The organism is Paenibacillus sp. LT-B23, from assembly GCF_059417685.1.
Window position 1 is genome coordinate 371,733 of the sequence record NZ_JBSQBM010000003.1, and the last position, 21,050, is coordinate 392,782.

Annotated in this window: 20 protein-coding genes and 1 other annotated feature; of the genes, 19 read left to right on the plus strand and 1 reads right to left on the minus strand. The window is 46.7% G+C overall.

The window, feature by feature from the left end; all coding sequences use genetic code 11:
* Window positions 1-43 precede the first annotated feature (43 nt).
* From pgsA to ACWXW9_RS06690, 16 genes are all read left to right on the plus strand, one after another.
* A complete protein-coding gene (gene pgsA, locus ACWXW9_RS06615; protein ID WP_494928770.1) occupies window positions 44-631 on the plus strand; it encodes a CDP-diacylglycerol--glycerol-3-phosphate 3-phosphatidyltransferase in 588 nt (195 codons plus the stop codon).
* Window positions 632-726: 95 nt separating this feature from the next.
* Window positions 727-1,995 (plus strand): competence/damage-inducible protein A, encoded by a 1,269-nt coding sequence (locus tag ACWXW9_RS06620; protein ID WP_494928771.1) that lies wholly within the window; start codon window positions 727-729, stop codon window positions 1,993-1,995.
* A 248-nt stretch (window positions 1,996-2,243) separates the two neighbouring features.
* Window positions 2,244-3,305 (plus strand): recombinase RecA, encoded by a 1,062-nt coding sequence (gene recA, locus ACWXW9_RS06625; RefSeq protein ID WP_494928772.1) that lies wholly within the window; start codon window positions 2,244-2,246, stop codon window positions 3,303-3,305.
* Window positions 3,306-3,500: 195 nt separating this feature from the next.
* Entirely contained in the window at window positions 3,501-4,250 is a 750-nt protein-coding gene (locus tag ACWXW9_RS06630) for a regulatory protein RecX (RefSeq protein WP_494928773.1), read from the plus strand.
* Between the two features lie 377 nt (window positions 4,251-4,627).
* Entirely contained in the window at window positions 4,628-6,172 is a 1,545-nt protein-coding gene (gene rny, locus ACWXW9_RS06635; RefSeq protein ID WP_014281153.1) for a ribonuclease Y, read from the plus strand.
* A 75-nt stretch (window positions 6,173-6,247) separates the two neighbouring features.
* Window positions 6,248-7,042 (plus strand): TIGR00282 family metallophosphoesterase, encoded by a 795-nt coding sequence (locus tag ACWXW9_RS06640; RefSeq protein WP_137062778.1) that lies wholly within the window; start codon window positions 6,248-6,250, stop codon window positions 7,040-7,042.
* A 130-nt stretch (window positions 7,043-7,172) separates the two neighbouring features.
* Window positions 7,173-7,433, plus strand: a complete 261-nt coding sequence (locus ACWXW9_RS06645) for a stage V sporulation protein S (protein WP_007430104.1) — start codon at window positions 7,173-7,175, stop codon at window positions 7,431-7,433.
* 124 nt (window positions 7,434-7,557) lie between these two features.
* Window positions 7,558-8,571 carry a dipeptidase gene (locus ACWXW9_RS06650; RefSeq protein ID WP_494928774.1) on the plus strand — a complete coding sequence of 338 codons (1,014 nt, stop codon included), beginning with the start codon at window positions 7,558-7,560 and terminating at the stop codon, window positions 8,569-8,571.
* 189 nt (window positions 8,572-8,760) lie between these two features.
* The gene (locus ACWXW9_RS06655) at window positions 8,761-9,864 is read left to right on the plus strand and encodes a low temperature requirement protein A (RefSeq protein ID WP_494928775.1); all 1,104 of its coding nucleotides are present in this window, start codon (window positions 8,761-8,763) and stop codon (window positions 9,862-9,864) included.
* Window positions 9,865-9,976: 112 nt separating this feature from the next.
* Window positions 9,977-10,549: a phosphate propanoyltransferase gene (pduL, locus tag ACWXW9_RS06660; protein ID WP_013309962.1), complete on the plus strand. Its 573-nt coding sequence runs from the start codon at window positions 9,977-9,979 to the stop codon at window positions 10,547-10,549.
* 295 nt (window positions 10,550-10,844) lie between these two features.
* Window positions 10,845-12,398 (plus strand): tRNA (N6-isopentenyl adenosine(37)-C2)-methylthiotransferase MiaB, encoded by a 1,554-nt coding sequence (gene miaB, locus ACWXW9_RS06665; protein ID WP_494928776.1) that lies wholly within the window; start codon window positions 10,845-10,847, stop codon window positions 12,396-12,398.
* An 83-nt stretch (window positions 12,399-12,481) separates the two neighbouring features.
* Window positions 12,482-12,934: a YlbF/YmcA family competence regulator gene (locus tag ACWXW9_RS06670; protein ID WP_134910034.1), complete on the plus strand. Its 453-nt coding sequence runs from the start codon at window positions 12,482-12,484 to the stop codon at window positions 12,932-12,934.
* Window positions 12,935-13,056: 122 nt separating this feature from the next.
* On the plus strand, window positions 13,057-13,479 hold the full coding sequence (locus ACWXW9_RS06675; RefSeq protein ID WP_025685013.1) for a PaaI family thioesterase: 423 nt from the start codon (window positions 13,057-13,059) through the stop codon (window positions 13,477-13,479).
* A 65-nt stretch (window positions 13,480-13,544) separates the two neighbouring features.
* Entirely contained in the window at window positions 13,545-14,333 is a 789-nt protein-coding gene (locus ACWXW9_RS06680) for an NUDIX domain-containing protein (RefSeq protein ID WP_494928814.1), read from the plus strand.
* A 67-nt stretch (window positions 14,334-14,400) separates the two neighbouring features.
* Entirely contained in the window at window positions 14,401-14,967 is a 567-nt protein-coding gene (locus ACWXW9_RS06685) for a cysteine hydrolase family protein (protein WP_494928777.1), read from the plus strand.
* A gap of 116 nt (window positions 14,968-15,083) precedes the next feature.
* Window positions 15,084-16,547 carry a nicotinate phosphoribosyltransferase gene (locus tag ACWXW9_RS06690; protein WP_044644931.1) on the plus strand — a complete coding sequence of 488 codons (1,464 nt, stop codon included), beginning with the start codon at window positions 15,084-15,086 and terminating at the stop codon, window positions 16,545-16,547.
* Window positions 16,548-16,617: 70 nt separating this feature from the next.
* Here the strand turns inward: ACWXW9_RS06690 and ACWXW9_RS06695 are convergent, their stop codons facing one another.
* A complete protein-coding gene (locus tag ACWXW9_RS06695; protein ID WP_494928778.1) occupies window positions 16,618-17,133 on the minus strand; it encodes a MogA/MoaB family molybdenum cofactor biosynthesis protein in 516 nt (171 codons plus the stop codon).
* A gap of 263 nt (window positions 17,134-17,396) precedes the next feature.
* Here ACWXW9_RS06695 and ACWXW9_RS06700 point away from each other — a divergent pair, with 263 nt between their 5' ends.
* From ACWXW9_RS06700 to ACWXW9_RS06710, 3 genes are all read left to right on the plus strand, one after another.
* Complete coding sequence (locus ACWXW9_RS06700; protein ID WP_494928779.1) at window positions 17,397-17,726, plus strand: four-helix bundle copper-binding protein; 330 nt, start codon at window positions 17,397-17,399, stop codon at window positions 17,724-17,726.
* A 78-nt stretch (window positions 17,727-17,804) separates the two neighbouring features.
* Window positions 17,805-18,059: a binding site (T-box leader), on the plus strand.
* Window positions 18,060-18,120: 61 nt separating this feature from the next.
* Window positions 18,121-19,845 carry an arginine--tRNA ligase gene (gene argS, locus ACWXW9_RS06705; protein WP_494928780.1) on the plus strand — a complete coding sequence of 575 codons (1,725 nt, stop codon included), beginning with the start codon at window positions 18,121-18,123 and terminating at the stop codon, window positions 19,843-19,845.
* Window positions 19,846-20,049: 204 nt separating this feature from the next.
* Complete coding sequence (locus ACWXW9_RS06710) at window positions 20,050-21,018, plus strand: S-layer homology domain-containing protein (protein WP_494928781.1); 969 nt, start codon at window positions 20,050-20,052, stop codon at window positions 21,016-21,018.
* Window positions 21,019-21,050 lie beyond the last annotated feature (32 nt).

The following is a 21,050-nucleotide window of genomic DNA, read 5'->3' on the forward strand; positions in this document are numbered from 1 at the left end:
CTGCCATTTTTAATCAAGTACGATAATCAGGGGAGAGTGTGTTGTGAATTTACCCAACAGAATTACAATAACGCGGATTTGCCTCATCCCGGTGATGATGCTGGCCTTGCTGGTGGATTTTGATTTCTATCCACCACCGATTGAGATCGGAGCTTTCAAGCTGCCGTATAATCAGTTGATTGCGGCTATTATTTTCCTCATAGCCGCCAGCACGGATGGTCTTGACGGATATTTGGCCCGTAAAAATAACATGGTCACCAACTTGGGAAAATTGCTGGATCCTCTTGCGGATAAGCTTTTGGTAACTGCTATTTTGGTTTCTTTGGTGGAATTGGGCAAGATTGATTCGTGGATTGTTGTTGTCATTGTTAGCCGTGAGTTTGCGGTTACCGGTCTGCGTCAGATTGCTTTACTGGATGGCTCTGTGGTCGCTGCAAGCAACTGGGGCAAATTAAAGACCATCATCCAGATCGTTGCCATTGTAGCGTTGCTCATTAATAACTTCCCGTTTGTCTTTCTGGGTATTCCGTTTGATTTAATAACGATATGGGCGGCTGCGTTAATTACCATTTACTCGGGCATTGACTATTTTGTGAAGAACAGTCATTTACTCCGCTCCTCCAAGGTTTAACAGGATACGTTTCATGGGAACAGCGATAGGGAGTTTGCTTATTGCTGTTTCTTTGTATAATTCCCACAACATTCGCTCTACAGGAGGCAGAAACGATGAAAGCTGAAATCATCGCAGTAGGAACTGAATTATTGCTCGGACAAATTGTGAACACAAATGCCCAATATTTGTCACAAGAGTTGGCTACGATTGGGATTGATGTATATTTTCAGACGGTTGTTGGCGATAACATGGATCGACTTCAGGAAGCGGTGCGTCTGGCTCAGAAGCGTGCGGATATTATTTTATTCTCCGGTGGTCTGGGACCGACTCAGGATGATTTGACGAAAGATGCAATCGCCGCTGTGCTGGGGCGTAAATTGCATATAGACCGTCTCGCTATGGATAAGCTGGAACAGTTTTTCCGTAATCGCGGGGTGGAAATGACCGAAAATAATCGGCGTCAGGCGCTTTCTATTGAAGGAGCTAGCCCTCTTGAAAATGAGACAGGTCTGGCTGTGGGCGACGCGATTGCACAGGATGGTAAATATTATGTGGTTTTGCCTGGACCGCCTAAGGAACTCAAACCGATGTTTGAGAATCAGGCGAAACCTTGGTTGCTCCAGCAAGCACTGAGTGGTGAGGAACTGCCGATTTATTCGAAAATGCTAAAGTTTGCAGGAATCGGCGAGTCAGCTCTCGAAACCCGCTTATTGGATCTGATCAAATCACAGACAGATCCGACCATTGCTCCTTATGCCAAGGAGGGAGAGGTCACAATCCGTATATCCACCAAGGCGGCCAGCGAGAGCGAGGCACTGGTCAAGCTGGGGGCTACGGAAGCAGAAATTCAGCAGCGTCTTTCGGAATACATGTATGCGAGCGAGGACGTCACGCTGGAGAAGGTTATTGTGGATTTGATGTCCAATCGCGGACTGACTGTTAGCGCGGCAGAAAGCTGCACAGGTGGAATGCTGATGGAGCACATCACTTCCGTTCCGGGCAGCTCAGTTATGTTTCAGGGCGGTATCGTGTGTTATTCCAATGAAATGAAGAAGAGGCTGCTCAACGTGCCTCATGATTATTTGGAGGGGGACAATGCGCCCGGCGCAGTAAGCGAGGAAGTAGCCCTTGTACTTGCGGAGCAGGCAAGAATGGTCATGGACAGTGATTTCGGACTCTCGGTTACAGGTGTGGCTGGACCCGGATATTCTGAGCGGAAGCCGGTTGGTCTGGTTTATATCGGTATTGCTGAGCGTGATAAGGAGACTGAGGTATACGAGCTGAAGCTGAGCGGGAATCGTGAAGCGATTCGTCTGCGGTCTGTTAAAGCAATCCTGTACAGATTATGGCGCAGACTGGTGGAAAATGAGAAGCTCTCTTAATGATCTGTATCCGACGCGAGTTTTCATAGAGTTGTTTTAGGTAAACGATTAATGCTATAATCATATTATCGGAAGAACCGTTGCAAAAGCTTTTTTGCCTGCGGTTCTTTTTTTGATTTAAGAAACAGATGGAAGTATAGAAGAGAACCGACCAAACAAAAAAAACGAATGTATGTTCGAAAAAATGCTTGGCAAGCGTGTCAAAACAAGGTATTATTAAACTACAAACAATGAAGGATGTGAGTTTATTGTCAGATCGTCGTGCTGCGCTGGATATGGCGCTCCGTCAAATAGAAAAGCAATTCGGTAAAGGTTCCATTATGAAGTTGGGTGAGTCCACCCACATGCAAGTGGAAACTATTCCCAGTGGTTCGATTGCTTTGGATATTGCGTTAGGAACGGGCGGCTTCCCGAGAGGCCGAATTATTGAAGTATATGGACCAGAATCATCCGGTAAAACAACGGTAGCTCTTCACGCTATAGCAGAGGTACAAAAAACAGGTGGACAAGCCGCTTTTATCGACGCCGAGCATGCTCTTGATCCGTCGTATGCCAGCAAGCTGGGTGTCAATATTGATGAGTTGTTGCTATCGCAGCCAGATACAGGAGAGCAAGCACTTGAGATTGCCGAAGCGCTTGTACGTAGTGGAGCGGTAGACATTGTTGTTGTTGACTCTGTAGCGGCACTTGTGCCAAAAGCGGAGATTGAAGGTGAAATGGGAGATTCCCATGTTGGTCTTCAAGCCCGTTTAATGTCACAGGCATTGCGTAAGCTGTCCGGTGCTATTAACAAGTCGAACACCATTGCTATCTTTATTAACCAATTACGTGAAAAAATAGGTGTTATGTTTGGTAACCCTGAAACTACGCCAGGTGGACGTGCTCTGAAATTTTATTCTACAGTTCGTTTGGATGTCCGCCGCATTGAAAGCTTGAAAAACGGTAATGATGTTGTAGGTAATCGCACACGTATTAAAGTGGTGAAGAACAAAGTCGCACCTCCTTTCCGTCAGGCGGAAGTGGACATTATGTACGGCGAAGGCATCTCCAAGACAGGCAGTTTGATCGACATTGGTACGGAGTATGACATTGTCGATAAGAGCGGAGCCTGGTATTCCTATGAAGGTGAACGACTAGGTCAGGGACGTGAAAATGCGAAGCAATTTTTGAAGGAAAATCCGAACATTGCCAGCACGATCGAACAAAAAATTCGGGTGGCCAGCAATTTGATTACGACGGTAGCTCCGCCGACAGAAGAAGAGTTGGCAAAGCAAGCCAAGGAAGAACAGGAATTGCTGGAGCTTGAATAAAGCTTGGTGAATCCTGGTTTGTGAACTGGAGCCAGGGGTTATGGCACAGCCGTTTGAATAGCATGATTCTGATGCCCTGCACAGTTGTGCAGGGTATTTTTGCATGGAATGTGGCCTGCGTGTCAGCTACATTTTACTTTTGCGTGGCGAGCGTTCTCAGCTTGCTTTCGTGAATATCAAAGTGAGGGAAGCACATTGCAATTGGAAGATGAAGGTGAACACATTTCGAAGGAAAATGAGCAGCAAGGCATTTCCCTTTTTCCTGATCATGAGGAACTGATGGTTACGAGGGTGGAACAGGGGCGGGGTAGGAAACGCGGAAGATACACGATTCATTTTGGCCTGTATTCATTGTCCGTACTGGAAGATGTAATGATTAAGTACAATATGTTCAAAGGGACGACTTTCGTCAAAAAGGAACTGGAAGAAATCGTTCTGGCGGACGAAAAGCAACAGGCATACGTGCACGCGCTTCGTTATTTGGGGCGAAAGCCACGTACACGTCAGGAGATTGAGCAGCGTTTGACACAAAAGGAAATGGGTCAAGCTGTTATTGATGAAGTGTTGAACCGTCTGGAGCGGGAGCAACTTGTGGATGACGATCTATACGCCCGTCAGTGGGCAAGGCAGCGCATAACGAGCCAGCGGAAGGGGAAGATGTGGGTAAGGCAGGAACTGCGTCAAAAGGGCATCTCTAAAGCCTCTATCGGGGAAGCTTTAGGTGAGGTCAGCGATCAGGAGGAATGGGAGAGCGCTTTGGTTGTCGGACGCAAGAAATGGAATCAGGTGCGTGGAGATATAATGGAGAAAAAACGTAAAACGTATCCCTTTCTCATGAGGCGCGGATATTCGGGAGATATGACACGCCGCGTAGTTAATCATCTCACGATGGCCGAGCAAGATGGGACTTCCGATGACGAGGAATTATCGCAGTGGGATGAATAGTTGTTAAACAGCCGGGTATCCATTAGCTGGCACAAGTGAACAGGATGAGCTGGCTATCGTATGGAAAGCCACATGGTAATCTACTAAAGTTTGCATTCCCTTGACAATGCCATTTGTCAAATAATAAAATATATATGAAACGATGCTTGTGGAACACCCTTTTTCCTTCCAAAAAAGCGGAGTCCATGGGTACGTTCTCATCGCCAAATAACAAGTGATGCCGCTATGCCAGGCGGAATTGTACATGTGAAAGCATGTGCATATGAAATGAAACGGCCGCGTGCTGTTATCTTAGTTTGACGATCAAAGCTAATGTGACAATTGCAAAAAGTCCCAAGGAATGCCTTGGAGGAACCAACGAGGAGGTGAACAGTATGATGATGACTGCGATCTGGTTCGTTCTCGTTGCTGTAGCCGCGTTATTCTTTGGGTTCGGGATTGGTTATTTTATTCGCAAATCTATTGCAGAAGCTAAAATCTCCAGTGCGGAAGAAGCTGCCGCGCAAATCGTGGAGAACGCGAAAAAAGAGGCAGAAGCGCTGAAGAAGGAAACGGTATTGGAAGCGAAAGATGAAATTCACCGCATCCGTGCCGAAGCTGAAAAGGAAACTCGTGAGCGTCGTAATGAAATTCAACGGCAGGAACGAAGACTGCTGCAAAAAGAAGAGTCGCTGGATAAAAAATTGGAATCGCTGGAACGTAAAGAAGAACAAGTGGCCAACAAAGAGAAACGAATCGATGAAACCCAGCAGCAGATTGATTTGATTTACAAGAGTCAGGTAACTGAGCTGGAGCGTATTTCCAATCTGACGACGGAAGATGCGAGAAGTATTATTCTGTCCAACGTAGAACAGGAAGTTCGTCATGAAACCGCTCAGATGATTAAGGAAATTGAACAACAGGCCAAAGAGGAAGCGGACAAAAAGTCTCGTGAAATCATCACACTGGCCATCCAACGCTGTGCAGCGGACCATGTGGCGGAAACGACGGTTTCCGTGGTTACATTGCCGAATGAAGAAATGAAAGGCCGGATTATCGGACGTGAAGGCCGTAATATCCGTGCGCTTGAAACCCTTACGGGAATTGACCTCATTATTGATGATACGCCGGAAGCTGTTATTTTGTCCGGATTTGATCCGATTCGCAGAGAGATTGCGCGTACTGCGCTTGAGAAGCTCGTAGCGGACGGACGGATACATCCGGCTCGTATTGAAGAAATGGTGGAAAAATCCCGTAAAGAAGTGGATGAACGAATCCGCGAATATGGCGAACAAGCCACCTTCGAGGTGGGTGTGCATAGCCTGCATCCGGATTTAATCAAGATCCTGGGACGTCTCAAGTTCCGTACAAGCTACGGACAGAACGTATTGAAGCACTCGATGGAAGTTGCATACTTGACAGGTCTGATGGCCGGAGAACTGGGCGAGGACGTTACACTGGCAAGACGGGCAGGGTTGCTGCATGACATCGGGAAGGCGCTGGATCACGAAGTGGAAGGATCACACGTTGAAATTGGCGTGGAACTGGCGAAGAAGTACAAGGAACACCCGGTCGTCATCAACAGTATTGCTTCACATCACGGCGACTGCGAAGCGACTTCGGTGATTGCCATGCTGGTTGGGGCGGCAGATGCCCTTTCGGCAGCAAGACCGGGAGCGCGGCGTGAAACACTGGAGACGTACATCCGTCGTCTTGAGAAGCTGGAACGCATTTCCGAATCTTTTGAAGGCGTGGAAAAATCGTACGCCATTCAAGCTGGACGCGAAGTTCGCGTCATGGTGCAGCCAGAGAAAATTGATGATGCGGAAGCATTCCGACTGGCTCGCGATATAACGAAAACGATTGAGAATGAACTGGATTATCCGGGACATATCAAGGTTACTGTCATTCGTGAGACCCGGGCGGTAGAATACGCAAAATAAAGTAATTTAACGAAAAGTGGCCGCTGTGTGTAGGGCCACTTTTCATTATGTAAGGCAGACTAGGGAGGGTTTTCTATCAACGTATTATTTATTGGAGATATTTTCGGTAGTGTAGGCAGAAAGGCATTAAGGGAAAATCTTCCTTCGCTAAAATCAAAATACAACCCGCATATCATTATCGTGAATGGGGAAAATTCAGCTTCAGGAAGAGGCATTACTCCAGCCATCGCCAGAGAATTTTTTGATTGGGGCGTACATGGTATTACAATGGGTAATCATACTTGGGACAATAAGGATATATTTGATTTTATAGATGATGAGCCACGTATTATACGTCCGGCAAACTTTCCTCCAGGAACGCCGGGGCGAGGCTATACCGTGGTGAAAGGTGGAGGCAAGGAGTTGGCGATCGTTAACTTGCAGGGCAGAACCTTTCTGCCGCCCATCGATTGCCCGTTCCGTGCAGCAGATGAGATCGTAGATGAATTGCGCAAGAAGCATAAGCACATTCTGGTTGATTTTCATGCCGAAGCGACATCGGAAAAAATTGCTATGGGCTGGCATCTAGATGGCCGTGCTTCAATTGTGGTTGGTACACACACCCATGTGCAGAGCAACGATGAAACGATTTTACCACAAGGAACAGCGTATCAGACAGATGTGGGTATGGTAGGTCCCTATGAAGGAGTACTTGGCATGCAGAGAGACGCCGTGTTGCAGAAATTTCAGACTCAGCTTCCAGTACGTTTTCAACCGGACAACGGAAAATGGCATTTTCACGCTGTTAGCGTAGAACTGAATGACAACGACGGTATGGCGCGTAAAATTCAGAAAATTAGACTCAAAGAAGATGAATGGCGGATGGATTAACCTTTTTTGGAAATTGCTTTAGGAAAGAATAAGGAAAACTGTCATCAAAAAGCAGGAATTTTTTGCTGATCCTCGAATAACATCTAATAGTGGAATCAAACCATCATCATTCCCAGGGGAGGTACTTACTATGGATGTATTAAAAGTATCAGCAAAATCCAATCCCAATTCAGTTGCAGGCGCACTCGCAGGGGTACTGCGTGAACGCGGAAATGCCGAATTGCAGGCGATTGGAGCGGGTGCACTGAACCAAGCCATTAAAGCTGTCGCCATTGCCCGGGGATTTGTCGCACCAAGCGGAGTGGATTTGATTTGTATTCCTGCTTTTACGGATATTGTTATTGACGGAGAAGACCGGACTGCAATCAAGCTGATTGTAGAGCCAAGATAATAAATGCTAGTTGTTGAGCCTGTTTACGATGGTGTAAACGGGCTTTTTTGCATGGAAGTCGCCTGTATTACATAGATTGTAAATAGCCTTATCACGTTGTAATCTATGAATGGAGGTAGGATGCATGAACAGTAGACTACACACGAAATGGTCGGTTGCAGATTTGCATTGTGATGTGTTATGTAAGATGCAGCTCAATCCGCAGGTGGATTTTAGTCATCCGTCGCTTGATGTTACAAGAGAGCGTTTGTTAGAAGGCCATGTACAGTTGCAAACATTCGCTATATATATTTCCCAGGTGTTGGGTACGCCAAGATTTGAGCATGTAATTCGTCAGGTTGAACTGTTCAGACAGCATATGATATCCCCATCTGGCGGGTTGAAGCCGCTATTGTGGAAGGAAGACTTGGAAGAATGTAAGGATACATCAGTGGGACATCGGGAAGGCAATGGAATGCAACAACTTCAAGGATCACTCTGGGCACTGCTATCGCTGGAGGGAGTGGACGCGCTGGAAGGGAATCCGTTTTATGCTGAACTGTGCTATGCCTTGGGAATCCGTTTGATCGGGCTGACGTGGAATTATGCAAATTGGGCGGCTGACGGCATTATGGAGCAAAGAGGCGGCGGCCTGACGCGCAAGGGGCATGAGTTGGTCAAGCGCTGTAATAAGTTAGGCTTGCTGCTAGATGTATCGCATTTGTCCGTAAAAGGCTTCTGGGAAGTTCTGGAGGCGGCGTCTCAGCCGCCGATTGCTTCGCACTCTAACTCCTTCGCGATATGTCCTCATCCACGTAATCTTCGGGATGAACAGATTCGTGCGCTGATCGCGCGTAACGGACGGATCGGCTTGACTTTTGTCACGATGTTTCTCAAAGAGCAGGGTACAGTGACCGCTGAGGATTTGCTACCACACATTGAACATCTTTGTTCACTAGGCGGCGAACGTCATTTGATGTTTGGCTCTGATTTTGACGGTATCGAGCGTCATGTGCAGGGACTGGAGCACTCGGGGAAATATCCGGGTTTTGCAGAACTGCTGCTGAAGCATTACCCTGAGGAGCTGGTCAAGGGATGGATGGGAGGACATGCGCTGGAATATTTGCAAACGAATCTGCCTTCCAAAATGTCTTCTTAAATAGCTATTTATACCCGTTATTTTTGGCTACGCACACCCTTGACAAAGCGAGATATATTACGAAATAATTGGAGCATCCTAGAATGGCATGGTGCTAAAATAACGCTTGCCGAAATATGACATACGTTGGAGCGAGCCTGACGAGTCACCATGCTATACTGCCATATCAGAGGGGAGCTCCATTACATAATGTTGATAAAAAAGGTTACCTGGCTTGAACTCTTTTATGACTTATTGTTCGTAGCCGCTGTCTCCAAGGCCACTCATGTTTTACTACATGTTGAGCATGGTAGTATTTCTTGGGAGCATCTGGAAAAGTTTATTTTGATTTTTATTCCGATATGGTGGGCTTGGGTGGGACAAACTGTCTACAATAATCGATTTGGTCAAGACAGTATAACGCATCGAATCTTTATGATCCTCCAATTGTTTTTCGTGTTAATCATGACCGCCAGCCTTAATATAGATTTTGATGCGTATTATGTATCTTTTTTTGTTGGCTATATTGGTTTAAGGGGCTTGACTGTCGTTCAATATTTACTGTCGGCACCCAAAGAAACGGCTCATAAACAGGAAACAGCTCGGTTTTTCGGAACCTACTTTTGGATCGGAATCGTCATCTCCAGTTTGTCCCTCTTTTTTGACTCTTGGGTTCGATATTTGATTTTATATGCTGGTATTGCTGTTGATATCCTTGTGCCTTTGATGGGGCGTAAAAAATTGGTGATCACACCTATCCATACCGAGCATCTATTAGAGCGCTTTGCACAGTTCACTTTAATTCTGCTTGGCGAATCGGTGATCAGTATGCTTTCTGTTTTACAATCCGATCATTTTACGCTCTCTTCCGTTGTATTTGCTGCCTTGGCTTTTGTATTAGTCATCGCAATCTGGTGGCAATATTTTGAGAATATGGAGAAGCGGGTAGATAAATCAAAACAAACAGCAGGGCAGACCATTATTTACGGTCATTTGTTTATTTATTTTTCACTTAGCATGCTGGCAGCTTCGATACAGCTCTTGTTTTTGGGACAGGTCGCCTATATCTTTGCACTTTGCTTTACCTTTGCTTCTGTATTTATTTACTTTCTGTCAGTTCTGCTGGTATTCCATCGGTACAGATTAAGTCATCTTAAACCAAGTCCTAAAGTCATTCTTTTCTTAACAGGAATACTCTGTGTCTTGTTTGTCCTTAATGTATTTATTGTTGTTCCCTCTCATCTCATCGTAGCTGAAATCATGCTGTTCTTTCTCCTGTTCGCTAAAATGACAGTTCACGATATTAAAGGCTGAATAGGGCGGAAAACGGAACTTTGTCCCGCTCTCCTTTTCTTTCTTGGCAAAGTAGGAGTATAATAGCATAGATGTGTAAAGTATTGTATAGAGAAAAAGGAGTGACCATACGATGAGTAAAATCGTACCTGTCGGCGTTTCCGCACGCCATATTCACCTGACTCAAGAGCATATTGAAATTTTGTTCGGAGCAGGCTATCAACTGACTGAATTTAAACCATTGTCCCAACCAGGACAATTTGCCGCAAATGAAACGGTAGCTGTAATTGGTTCTAAGGGCCAATTTGATAAGGTTCGTATTTTGGGACCCGCTCGTCCGGCTTCCCAGCTTGAAATCTCTCGCACAGATTCCTTTGCTATTGGTGTAAAAGCGCCTGTACGCGAATCTGGCAGCATTGACGGTACACCAGGAATCACAGTAAAAGGACCAGCCGGAGAAGTGGAACTGCAAGAGGGTGTAATCGTAGCTGCCCGTCATATTCATTTCCATACATCTGATGCAGCGAAATGGGACATTAAGGACAAGCAGTTGCTGAAAGTACGTGTCGGCGGCGAACGTGGTCTTGTATTTGAAAATGTTCTTGCGCGTGTGTCCGATTCTTTTGCTTTGGATATGCACATTGATACAGATGAAGCGAACGGAGCCGGTGTGAAAAACGGTGACAACGCTGAAATCGTAGACTAATATACGTATATAATGCCGAAAGGCTAAGGGTCCGATTCTTGCTAAAGAGTCGGGCTTTTTTACATACTAAGGATTCTCAAAATGGTTACTTATAAAATTATGGACATTAGATTCACTGCGTAACCAATTGGCGTTCACGGGGATATATGGCGATGGCTTATAAATCATGCTATAATTTAGTGTAATGCCTTTTTCAAAGGAGTTTTTACGGGCTTAAAAGAGATTTATCCATATGCTAAGATACGGTAAAAGCGTAATTGGCGTGAAATAGATGGTGTAAGGAGTGACCAAAGGAATGGCCAAGGAAACGAAAGATTACTCCAAATATTTTGATTTCTCGGATGCAAAGATCATTTCTCAGGATGAGCACAGCAAGAAGATCCGCATTCGCGGACGTGAGATCAATATTATGGCGGAGCCGAATCATAGAAAAGAAAAGCAACGCGGTAAAGAGGATGTACAGGTATTGTACGATAATGCAGTTCCGGATGAGCTGAAGCATATCGGCGAGGGAAAGCATTACATCGTGTACACATTCGGTTGCCAGATGAACGAGCATGATTCCGAAACGATTAAAGGATTGCTGGAGCAAATGGGTTATCAGGCGACAGAGGATCGTAAGGAAGCGGACATCATCTTGCTGAATACATGTGCGATCCGTGAAAATGCGGAGGACAAAGTATTTGGTGAGCTGGGTCACCTCAAGCATCTCAAAACAGAGAAGCCAGGTATGCTGCTTGGCGTGTGTGGATGCATGTCGCAGGAAGAAAGTGTCGTCAACCGGATTTTGCAAAAGCACGGTTTTGTCGACATGATTTTTGGTACCCATAATATTCACCGCTTGCCGCAGCTCGTCAAGGAAGCACTCTTCAGCAAAGAAATGGTGGTCGAGGTGTGGTCCAAGGAAGGCGACATTATCGAAAACCTGCCGAAGAAGCGCGAGGGTATGCGGGCTTGGGTAAATATTATGTACGGCTGTGATAAATTTTGCACCTATTGCATTGTTCCCTTCACACGCGGTAAGGAAAGAAGCCGTCGGCCCGAGGATGTCATTGCTGAGGTATGGGATTTGGCACGCCAGGGCTTTAAGGAAATTACCTTGCTGGGTCAGAACGTCAATGCCTATGGTAAGGATTTGAAGGATATGAATTACAGATTCGGGGATCTGATGGACGATATGCGTAAGATTGATATCCCGCGTGTACGTTTTACAACATCACATCCGCGTGATTTTGATGACCACTTGGTTGAAGTGCTCGGTAAGGGCGGCAATTTGGTGGAGCATATCCATTTGCCTGTTCAATCCGGCAATACGGATATATTGAAGAAAATGAACCGAAAATATACACGTGAGCGCGTTCTGGAGCTGGCGGCGAAGATCAAAGCTGCAGTTCCGCATGCTTCGCTGACAACGGATATTATCGTAGGTTTTCCAGGCGAAACGGACGAACAGTTTGAAGATACCGTTTCTCTCGTGCGCGAGGTCGGTTACGACTTTGCCTACACCTTTATTTATTCGCCACGGGAAGGTACGCCAGCCGCGTCCATGGAAGATAATGTTCCTATGTCGGTCAAAAAAGAGCGTCTCCAGCGTCTGAACAATGTAGTGAACGAAAACAGCCTCCGCTTTAATGGTAGATTGCGTGGCGAGGTGGTTGAGGTGCTGGTAGAAGGCGAGAGCAAAAATAACAGCGAGGTGCTTGCCGGCCGGACCCGATCCAATAAGCTGGTGCATTTTGAAGGCTCCAAGGATTTGATCGGTACCTTTGTGCAGGTGAAAATTACGGAGCCTATGACCTTTTACATCAAAGGTGATTTGGTTCAAACTGCCGTGGCGGTCAACGGTTAACAAAATAGCACAGCAAGGTTTGCATGTGGATCAAATATGAATTGCATGTACGACTGTATAAGTGAGAAAAGGAGCGATGGACAGTGACAGAGGAGCGGTTGCAACAGTCAGAGCATCAACCGGCGGCGCGCCAGCATGATCATTTGGTCAATCGCGATATGATATTGGCGAAAGCCCAAGAGTTGGCGGGTATTTTGGGCAACAGTGAGGAAGTGCAGGTATTTCGGAAAGCAGAAGATAAAATCCGCGATCATGAGCGCATCCAGCATCTGATTGCAGCGATGAAGAAAAAGCAAAAGGAAATTGTGGCCTTCGAATCCTTGAAGAATCAAACCATGATTGCCAAAATAGAGGCCGAGCTTCAGGAGCTTCAAGAAGAGCTTGACGGTATTCCGATTGTAACGGAGTTTCAACAAAGCCAGGTAGAAATTAATGAGCTGCTGCAAATGGTTATCATGGCAATTCGTGATACAGTTGCCGAAAAGGTGAATGTAGAAGAGGGAAAAAGTACTTCTTCCTCCAATTGCAGTGACTAGAATGATGTATGGTGTGGAGGCTCAGCCTCCACGCCTTTTTTTCAGGAGCAACTTGTAATCATATGTACTGTATCAGACTTCAAGAGTAAATAGGACATCATAGAAAGGATGAAGGCTAGGGAATGGATATTTTGCGTAGTTTGGTAGAGGGTGAAGTAAATACATTTTGGGAGTATTTGGGCTGTGAATTGATTGAAGCTGATGCAAAAGAGGTACATATCGCTTTACAGGCTGGGCCACAACATACCAACGTGGTGGGTATTGTTCACGGTGGCGTACTCACAACATTGATGGATCAGGCGATGGGGATGGTTAGTATGGTTTCACGCAATATGGAATTATGTGTGACGACAAATCTGAACGTTCATTTTTTGTCAGCAATGAAACAAGGACGATTGGAGGTTAAGGCACGAATTCTCCATCAAGGGGGGCGTACCATAACGACGGAGGCGGAAGTGAAGGATAGTGAAGGAACGCTCGGCTGCATGGCTACGGCGACATTCCGGGTATTGCGTAAACAACCAGATCATTTGGATAAGGCCTGACGCTTGACAAAACTTTTTATTATGTCATAATGAATTTATCAAAACGATATAATGTGGTGATGCCAATGGATAACGAACGTATAAATGAAGAGACGCAGAAGGCGTCGTATAACATTAAGAAATATCGCACCCCGGATGGTGCTCCGGCAGATATCGTCATGTTCACCTTAACCAAGCGGGAGCGCAAGACGGTGACAAAGACGTTGCCGATCCGTGAGCTGAAGGTAATGCTTATCAAGCGTCGTAGTTGGCCGTTTGCCGGACGTTGGGCGTTGCCTGGGGGCTTTTGTCAGGAAGATGAATCCATTTACGGAGCTGCCAAGCGCGAGCTGCTAGAGGAAACTGGCGTGGACGGCGGTCATCTGGAGTACCTAGGTGTGTATAGTGGACCTGGGCGTGATCCGCGCGGGTGGATCATATCGCATGCGTTTTTTGCACTGGTAGAGGAATGGATGCTGGAGCAGCGGCAAGCGGCGGATGATGCTTCCGAGGTTGGGCTGTTCACGATCCGTGAAGCGCTGGAGGAATTAGAGCTGGCGTTTGACCACCGGGACATTATTGTGGATGCCTACTGGAAGATCCAGTTGCAAATGCTCCAAACGACGATAGCCAAGCAGTTTTTGCCTCTGCATTTTACATTGGGCGAGCTGTATCAGGTCATTCAAAGTGTCGTACCGGATTTCGAAGAGCCGAACTTTATTCGCAAAATAACATCGACTCGCAGCAGACAAGGAATATTGGAAGAGGTACGGGACGAGAACGGCAAACCGCTCAGCTCCAATCAGTATTCACAGAGACCGGCACAGCTTTATCGTTTTAGTGACAGAGTGCCGCGGTTGTCTATCTACACCTAATGTATTGTAGTAGGTCACGTAAAGAACGCACACTCCCCAACTTGAGGATGAAGGAGCTGACTGAGCGATGAAGGCATTGATTGTTATTGATTACACGAATGATTTTGTGGACGGCAGTCTGCCTGTTGGACAACCGGCAATAGAGCTGGATGAACGGATGGCAGCCATTACGCAGGCGTATGTGGATCAGGGGGACTTTGTCGTAATGGCAGTGGACCTGCATGAGGAAAATGATGTTTATCACCCGGAAAGCAAGCTGTTTCCTCCACATAATATTCGTGGAACCGGGGGACGAGATTTGTATGGCAAGCTCCATAACCTCTATGCTACACAGAGTGATTCCATTTATTGGATGGATAAAACACGATACAGCGCCTTCGCTGGCACGGATCTGGAACTCAGGTTGCGTGAACGTGGTATTACGGAAGTTCATTTGATCGGTGTGTGTACGGATATATGTGTACTGCATACGGCTGTAGACGCTTATAACAAAGGTTTTGCGATTACGGTATACAAGGACGCTGTGGCGAGCTTTAATCAGGCCGGACATGATTGGGCTTTGGGTCATTTTCAGGGCAGTCTCGGAGCCGACGTATGGCCAGCTGAGGATACGATTTTACGCCAGAAGAAGTAAATAACTTAACGATTGTGCACCAATATCCGATAACAGAATGGAGTCGGATATTGGTGACGGATGGACAAGGCGGTACGCCGCTGCAAAACCGGGGACAGTCAGAGAGGATGATTACAATGCAGTCAACGAGCCTCGCATTACATACAGATAAATATCAAATTAATATGATGTACGCCCACTGGGTGAACGGAAGCCACCAGCGCAAAGCTGTGTTTGAGGCATATTTTCGCAAGCTGCCTTTTGGCAACGGATATGCGGTGTTCGCAGGTCTAGAACGCATTGTGAATTATATTGCAAATCTGCGCTTTACAGAAGAGGATATCCGTTACCTCTCAGAGCAAGAGGAGAAGTATGATCCCATGTTTCTGGAGGCATTGCGCCAGTTTAGGTTTGGCGGAACCGTTCATTCGATGAAAGAAGGGGCGCTTGTTTTTCCGAATGAGCCTCTGGTACGCGTCGAAGGAACGATTATGGAAACACAACTGGTTGAGACAGCGTTGTTGAATTTTATGAACTACCAAACGCTGATTGCGACGAAGGCGTCGCGCATCAAGCAGGTTGCTAGCGGAGATACGCTGCTGGAATTTGGCACACGGCGGGCGCAGGAAGCAGATGCGGCGATTTGGGGAGCACGGGCAGCTTATGTAGCGGGCTTTGACGCAACTTCTAATATGCTGGCAGGTGAGCACTTTGGTATTCCGACCAAGGGAACACATGCTCATTCCTGGGTGCAGACCTTTATGAGCGAGCAGGAGGCTTTTGACGTGTATGCGAAGGTTTTACCGGATCAGGTCACACTGCTGGTGGATACCTTTGATACGCTGGAGAGTGGCGTTCCCCATGCGATTCGGACAGCGAAGATGCTGGAGAGTCAGGGTAAACGGATGAATTCGATCCGGCTGGATAGTGGTGACTTGGCTTATTTATCCATTCAGGCTCGGGAAATGCTGGATGCCGAAGGGCTGGATTACGTACAAATTGTAGCCTCCAATGATTTGGATGAAAATACAATTTTCAACTTAAAGGCCCAAGGCGCGCGTATCGATGTATGGGGTGTGGGGACACAGCTCATTACAGCTTCGGATCAACCTTCATTGGGCGGGGTGTACAAGCTGGTCGAACGGGAAGTAGAAGGCGAAATGCTGCCGACGATTAAAATTTCGGGCAATCCGGAAAAGGTATCCACACCGGGCAAGAAGGATGTATATCGTATTATAGATAAGAAGAAAGGGAGAGCTGTTGCCGATTATATATCTTTTCCGGACGAAGACCGTCCGCGCAATGGAAAGCGGCTGAAACTCTTTAACCCGTTGCATCCGTACATGAAGAAGTATGTGGAAAATTACGAGGCAGTTCCGATGCTGGAGCCTATTTTCGTAAATGGGCAGAAAGTGTATGAACTTCCCGGGCTGGATGAAATTCGCGCATACCATACTTCCCAGCTGCAACTGTTCTGGCCGGAATATTTGCGGAAAATGAACCCTGAAATTTACCGTGTAAATCTCAGTGAAAAGGTATGGGGGCTGAAACAAAAGCTGATCGACAGCTATATGCAGCCAGAAGTGGAAGAAAAGGAATAGTTTTAAGAGGCACCCTGCAAATAATGGGGTGCCTCTTTGTGTTTCAGAGCGTAAGAGGAAAATCTGTGTGTTATTTGTAAATTTCCCTCATGACATGCCGCAGCTCAGGTATAATAATGCGCTCCATCGCCAAACGGACGGCTCCACGTGAGCCTGGCATAGAAAATACGGCTGTCCGGCCGACAGTGCCAGCTACAGCACGACTCAATATCGCTGCAGAACCAATATCCTCGGCAAATCCTAAATAACGGAAGATTTCCCCGAATCCGGGCAGTTCCTTATCCAGCAGAGAGGATACGGCTTCATATGTGGTATCACGCGGGGAAATACCGGTGCCGCCTGTCAAAAGTACGGCCTCAATGTCATCGCGTTCAGCGGCTTCGGATACGAGCTGCCGGATGCCGTCATAGTCGTCTTTGACGATAACATATCGGACTACCTGATAGCCGTTCGTTTCCAGCAAATCCATCAGTAGGCGTCCTCCGGTATCTGTTTCTATGGTACGGGTGTCGGAGACGGTTACAACCATGCAGCTAACCTGCTGCGGGGCCTCCAGTCGATGCTCCTCTACAGAAGATATATTCATTGCAATGCTCACTCCTCGATCTATGGTTAGACATACTCTTTTTTTACAATAGAGGAATGATTGCGGGTGTGCAAGTCAGTAGTGGACACGAGGAAGCGGTGTGATTTATTCCCTTGCACGGATGGGTTGGAATATAGTACACTTCCTTACATAAGTCGGGATTTTTTGTTTAGTCATTGATGAAAGCGTGAACAACGGTTGATTAATCTCAATTGTCGGCGGGTAATAATACAGCAGGGTCAACAACAGGGAGGTAATGTATTATGAAACATTCATACCAACAATGCGTGGATGCTTGCCTGGAATGTATGAACGCTTGCAACGTCAGTTATGTGGCGAGCTTGAAGGAATATGATTTGGCTATGCTGCGCGAGTGTATTCGAGTGAGTCGGGAATGCGCAGAAATATGCGGGTTTGCCGTTCAAATGCTGGAACGCGGAACGGAATTTGCCGAGCAAATTTGTGAGCTGTGTGCCAAAGCCTGTGAAGTATGTGCTGCTGAATGCGATAAGCACGCCCATGAGCATTGCAAGCAATGTGCAGAAGCCTGCCGTCGCTGTGTTCAGGCATGCAGCCAAATGGTGGCTGTGTAATTACATATAATCGAGTCAGCGCCTGAACAGAAAATAAAACATTGCTTTCTACAGGATGGGTTTGTATAATGATGGGAATTAACGTCTTGGAACGGGAGAGTAGCAGGGGAGCCATATCATTACAGCGAGCCGGAAAAGGTGGAAGCCGGTATGAGGCCCAACGTGAAGCGCACCCGGGAGACGGTTGTTCCAACACGGAGTTCCGTTAGTAGTTCAGCCCGGCAGACACCGTTATTTGTCATTGGAGTGAAATCGGCGATTTTGCATAGTTCATTGCACAATCCGATTTACGAAGAGTGGTACCGCGGGGATATTGAAGTTCTCGTCTCTTGAATAATTCAAGAGGCGGGAGCTTTTTTTTGTTAGATTCTAATGAAAAAAAGGAGAGAAAGCCATGCTGTTATCGATCGCTACTCAGGTTATTTCTGCCCATACGGGCTTGGAGGAAAAGGAGATTTCCTCTTTATTGGAGGTACCGCCACAACCGGAATGGGGGGATGTAGCGTTTCCCTGTTTTATGCTGGCTAAAAAGTTTAGGAAGGCTCCGCAGCAAATTGCGTTGGAACTGGCGGAGGCCATAACCCGTAAGGAAGGACTGACTGCTTCGGCATCAGGAGCCTATGTCAATATAACACTGGGGCGTTCCGTTCATATTCCACTGATGCTGGCTGAATTAAACAAACCCGAATTTTTCAAGCCAGTTCTCGGACACGGACAGCGGGTAGTGATTGATATGTCTTCACCCAATATTGCTAAACCGTTTGGTATCGGCCATCTTCGTTCTACTGTCATCGGCGCTGCACTGTACCGCATTCTCGGGGAAACGGGGTATGTTCCGGTTAGTGTGAATCATCTGGGGGATTGGGGAACACAGTTTGGTAAGCAAATTGCGGCTTATAAAAGATGGGGGAATGAGGAGCAGCTACAGCAGGATCCGATTGGGGAATCGCTGAAACTGTACGTGCGTTTTCATGAGGAAGTCGAGCATGACCCGTCTTTGGAGGACGAAGGTCGAGAATGGTTCCGCCGTCTGGAGCATGGAGATACCGAGGCTCAGCGGCTGTGGGAGTTTTTTGTTGAAGTCAGCCTGCGTGAATTTGATCGCATGTATCAGCGTCTGAACATTACATTCGACCATGTGCTGGGAGAGAGTTTTTACAATGATAAAATGCAGGCGATTGTTGCTCAATTAAGGACGAAAGGTTTGCTGGAAGAAAGTGAAGGTGCGCTTGTGGTGCGTCTGGAGGATGAAGGACTGCCGCCTTGTCTGATTTTGAAAAAGGATGGGACTACCATCTACCCGACACGTGATTTGGCTACAGCGATCTACCGTCATGAGGTCATGAAAGCTGATCGTTTGCTATATGTGGTAGGTGGAGAGCAGCAGTTGCATTTCCGGCAAGTGTTTGCGGTACTAAAGCGTGCAGGGGAGACGTGGGCGGAGCAGTGTGAGCATGTGCCGTTTGGTCTGATGCGTTTTGCAGGTAAAAAAATGTCCACAAGACGCGGCAAAGTCGTGAAGCTGGAGGAGGTACTGGATGAAGCAGTAGCCCGTGCTCGATCTATCATCACTCAGAAGAATCCCGATTTACAGGATCAACAGGAAATAGCCGAGGATGTCGGCATCGGGGCGATCATTTTTGGCGACTTAAAAAATAACCGCCTGAACGAAGTGGATTTCTCACTGGAAGACGCGTTAACCTTTGAAGGTGAGACAGGTCCTTATGTACAATACACACATGCACGTATACGCAGTCTTTTGGAAAAAGCTCATGCTGGCACTGGTATGGTGGCTGGTTCAAGTATAGATGTTCCCGCGGGGGAACATCCAGTATCTGATTTCACCGATGCATCGGATGAAATGCTGGGGGATGCAGGCTGGGCACTGCTTAAGCAACTGGTTCGTTATCAGGGACAACTGGAACGTGCGGCTCGGCAACTGGAACCTTCGGTTATTGCGAGGTTTGCGCTGGATACGGCGCAGGCGTTCAACCGCTTTTACGCCAAGGAACGGATTGTCGATGGTGGGCCGTGGCGCATTCAGTTGGCGGAACAAACCGCTGATATTTTGGCACATACGCTGCAACTTCTTGGTCTGAAAGCACCCTATCGAATGTAGCCAAATGGCCTGAGGAAGAATGCCCGCAAAGTGAGTATCCTTAGAATGTAGCCTAGGACGTGAGCAGAAAAGAGTTAATCGGGTTACACTAACTGTAAGTATCGTAAGCTTTTTTACAATCAATTTTGGAGTATCTGAAACATTTGTTGATAGTATTGCGTCGATAAGTATAGAAGAAACATAGTAAATATGGAGGTGCATTTCATGAAAAAAAACAAAAGCGTGACAGCTGCTTTGCTCGTGATCTGTTCGTTGGCAGTGGCTACGTCAGCTTCTGCATTTCGTGATATAAAAGGAACGGAGCAGGAGAAGATTGTAAGTTCGCTTCAGAACAAAGGGATTATTCAGGGCATCACGAAGGATAAGTTTGCGCCTGATCAATCACTTACGTATGCACAAGGGGTGCATATGGTCGTTAATGCGATGAATCTTCAGATTATGCCGGATTTCACGACGGGTTCCTTCGCAAATATTCCGTCTTCGGCATGGTATGCCAAGTCTTACCGGATTGCGGCTCAACACCAAATTCCTTTGTCACCGGATATTGATCCAAGCACGCAGATGACAAGAGAACAATTCGCGAATATACTGTACAAAGCGGTTAGTGCAACCGGAGAATATCCAACAGTCCGCATGTACATTAATGTGGCGGATGGCAAGAAGCTGGACCAAGATTCAAGCGAAGCGGTTCAGTTCCTGCTGTTGACCAAAATTGCAAAATTAAATGAAAAGAGCAACTTTAATCCGGAACGTAAAGTAACCCGAATGGAGGCGGCAGAGATGGTCTATAATGCATCCGAATTTGTGCAAAATCATAAACCGATTGAACCTACTCCAGAAAATCCGGCTGAGCCTTCAGATCCGGGCCAGCAAAATGGTATTAGTATGAGTGTAGAGAAGGTGAATGACCAACAGAATAAGGTAATATTAACCCGGTTCCAGGCACCCAATCCCGGTTACGGCATTGAAGTGGATCATATCGACTATGTAGATGACGCCAATGCAGTGATTTACTACAAGTTGACAAGTCCAAAGCCGGGGGAAATGAATATCCAGGTCATTACGGATACCCACACCAGTACACTGGTGGACAGCAAGTATAAAGTTACGATTAAGGCGGTAGAGGGAACCGTTTTTCCTCCTACAGGATCAGGCACCTCGGTAGCCCAATAATACTTGTAGCCTACACACGAAACATATATTTA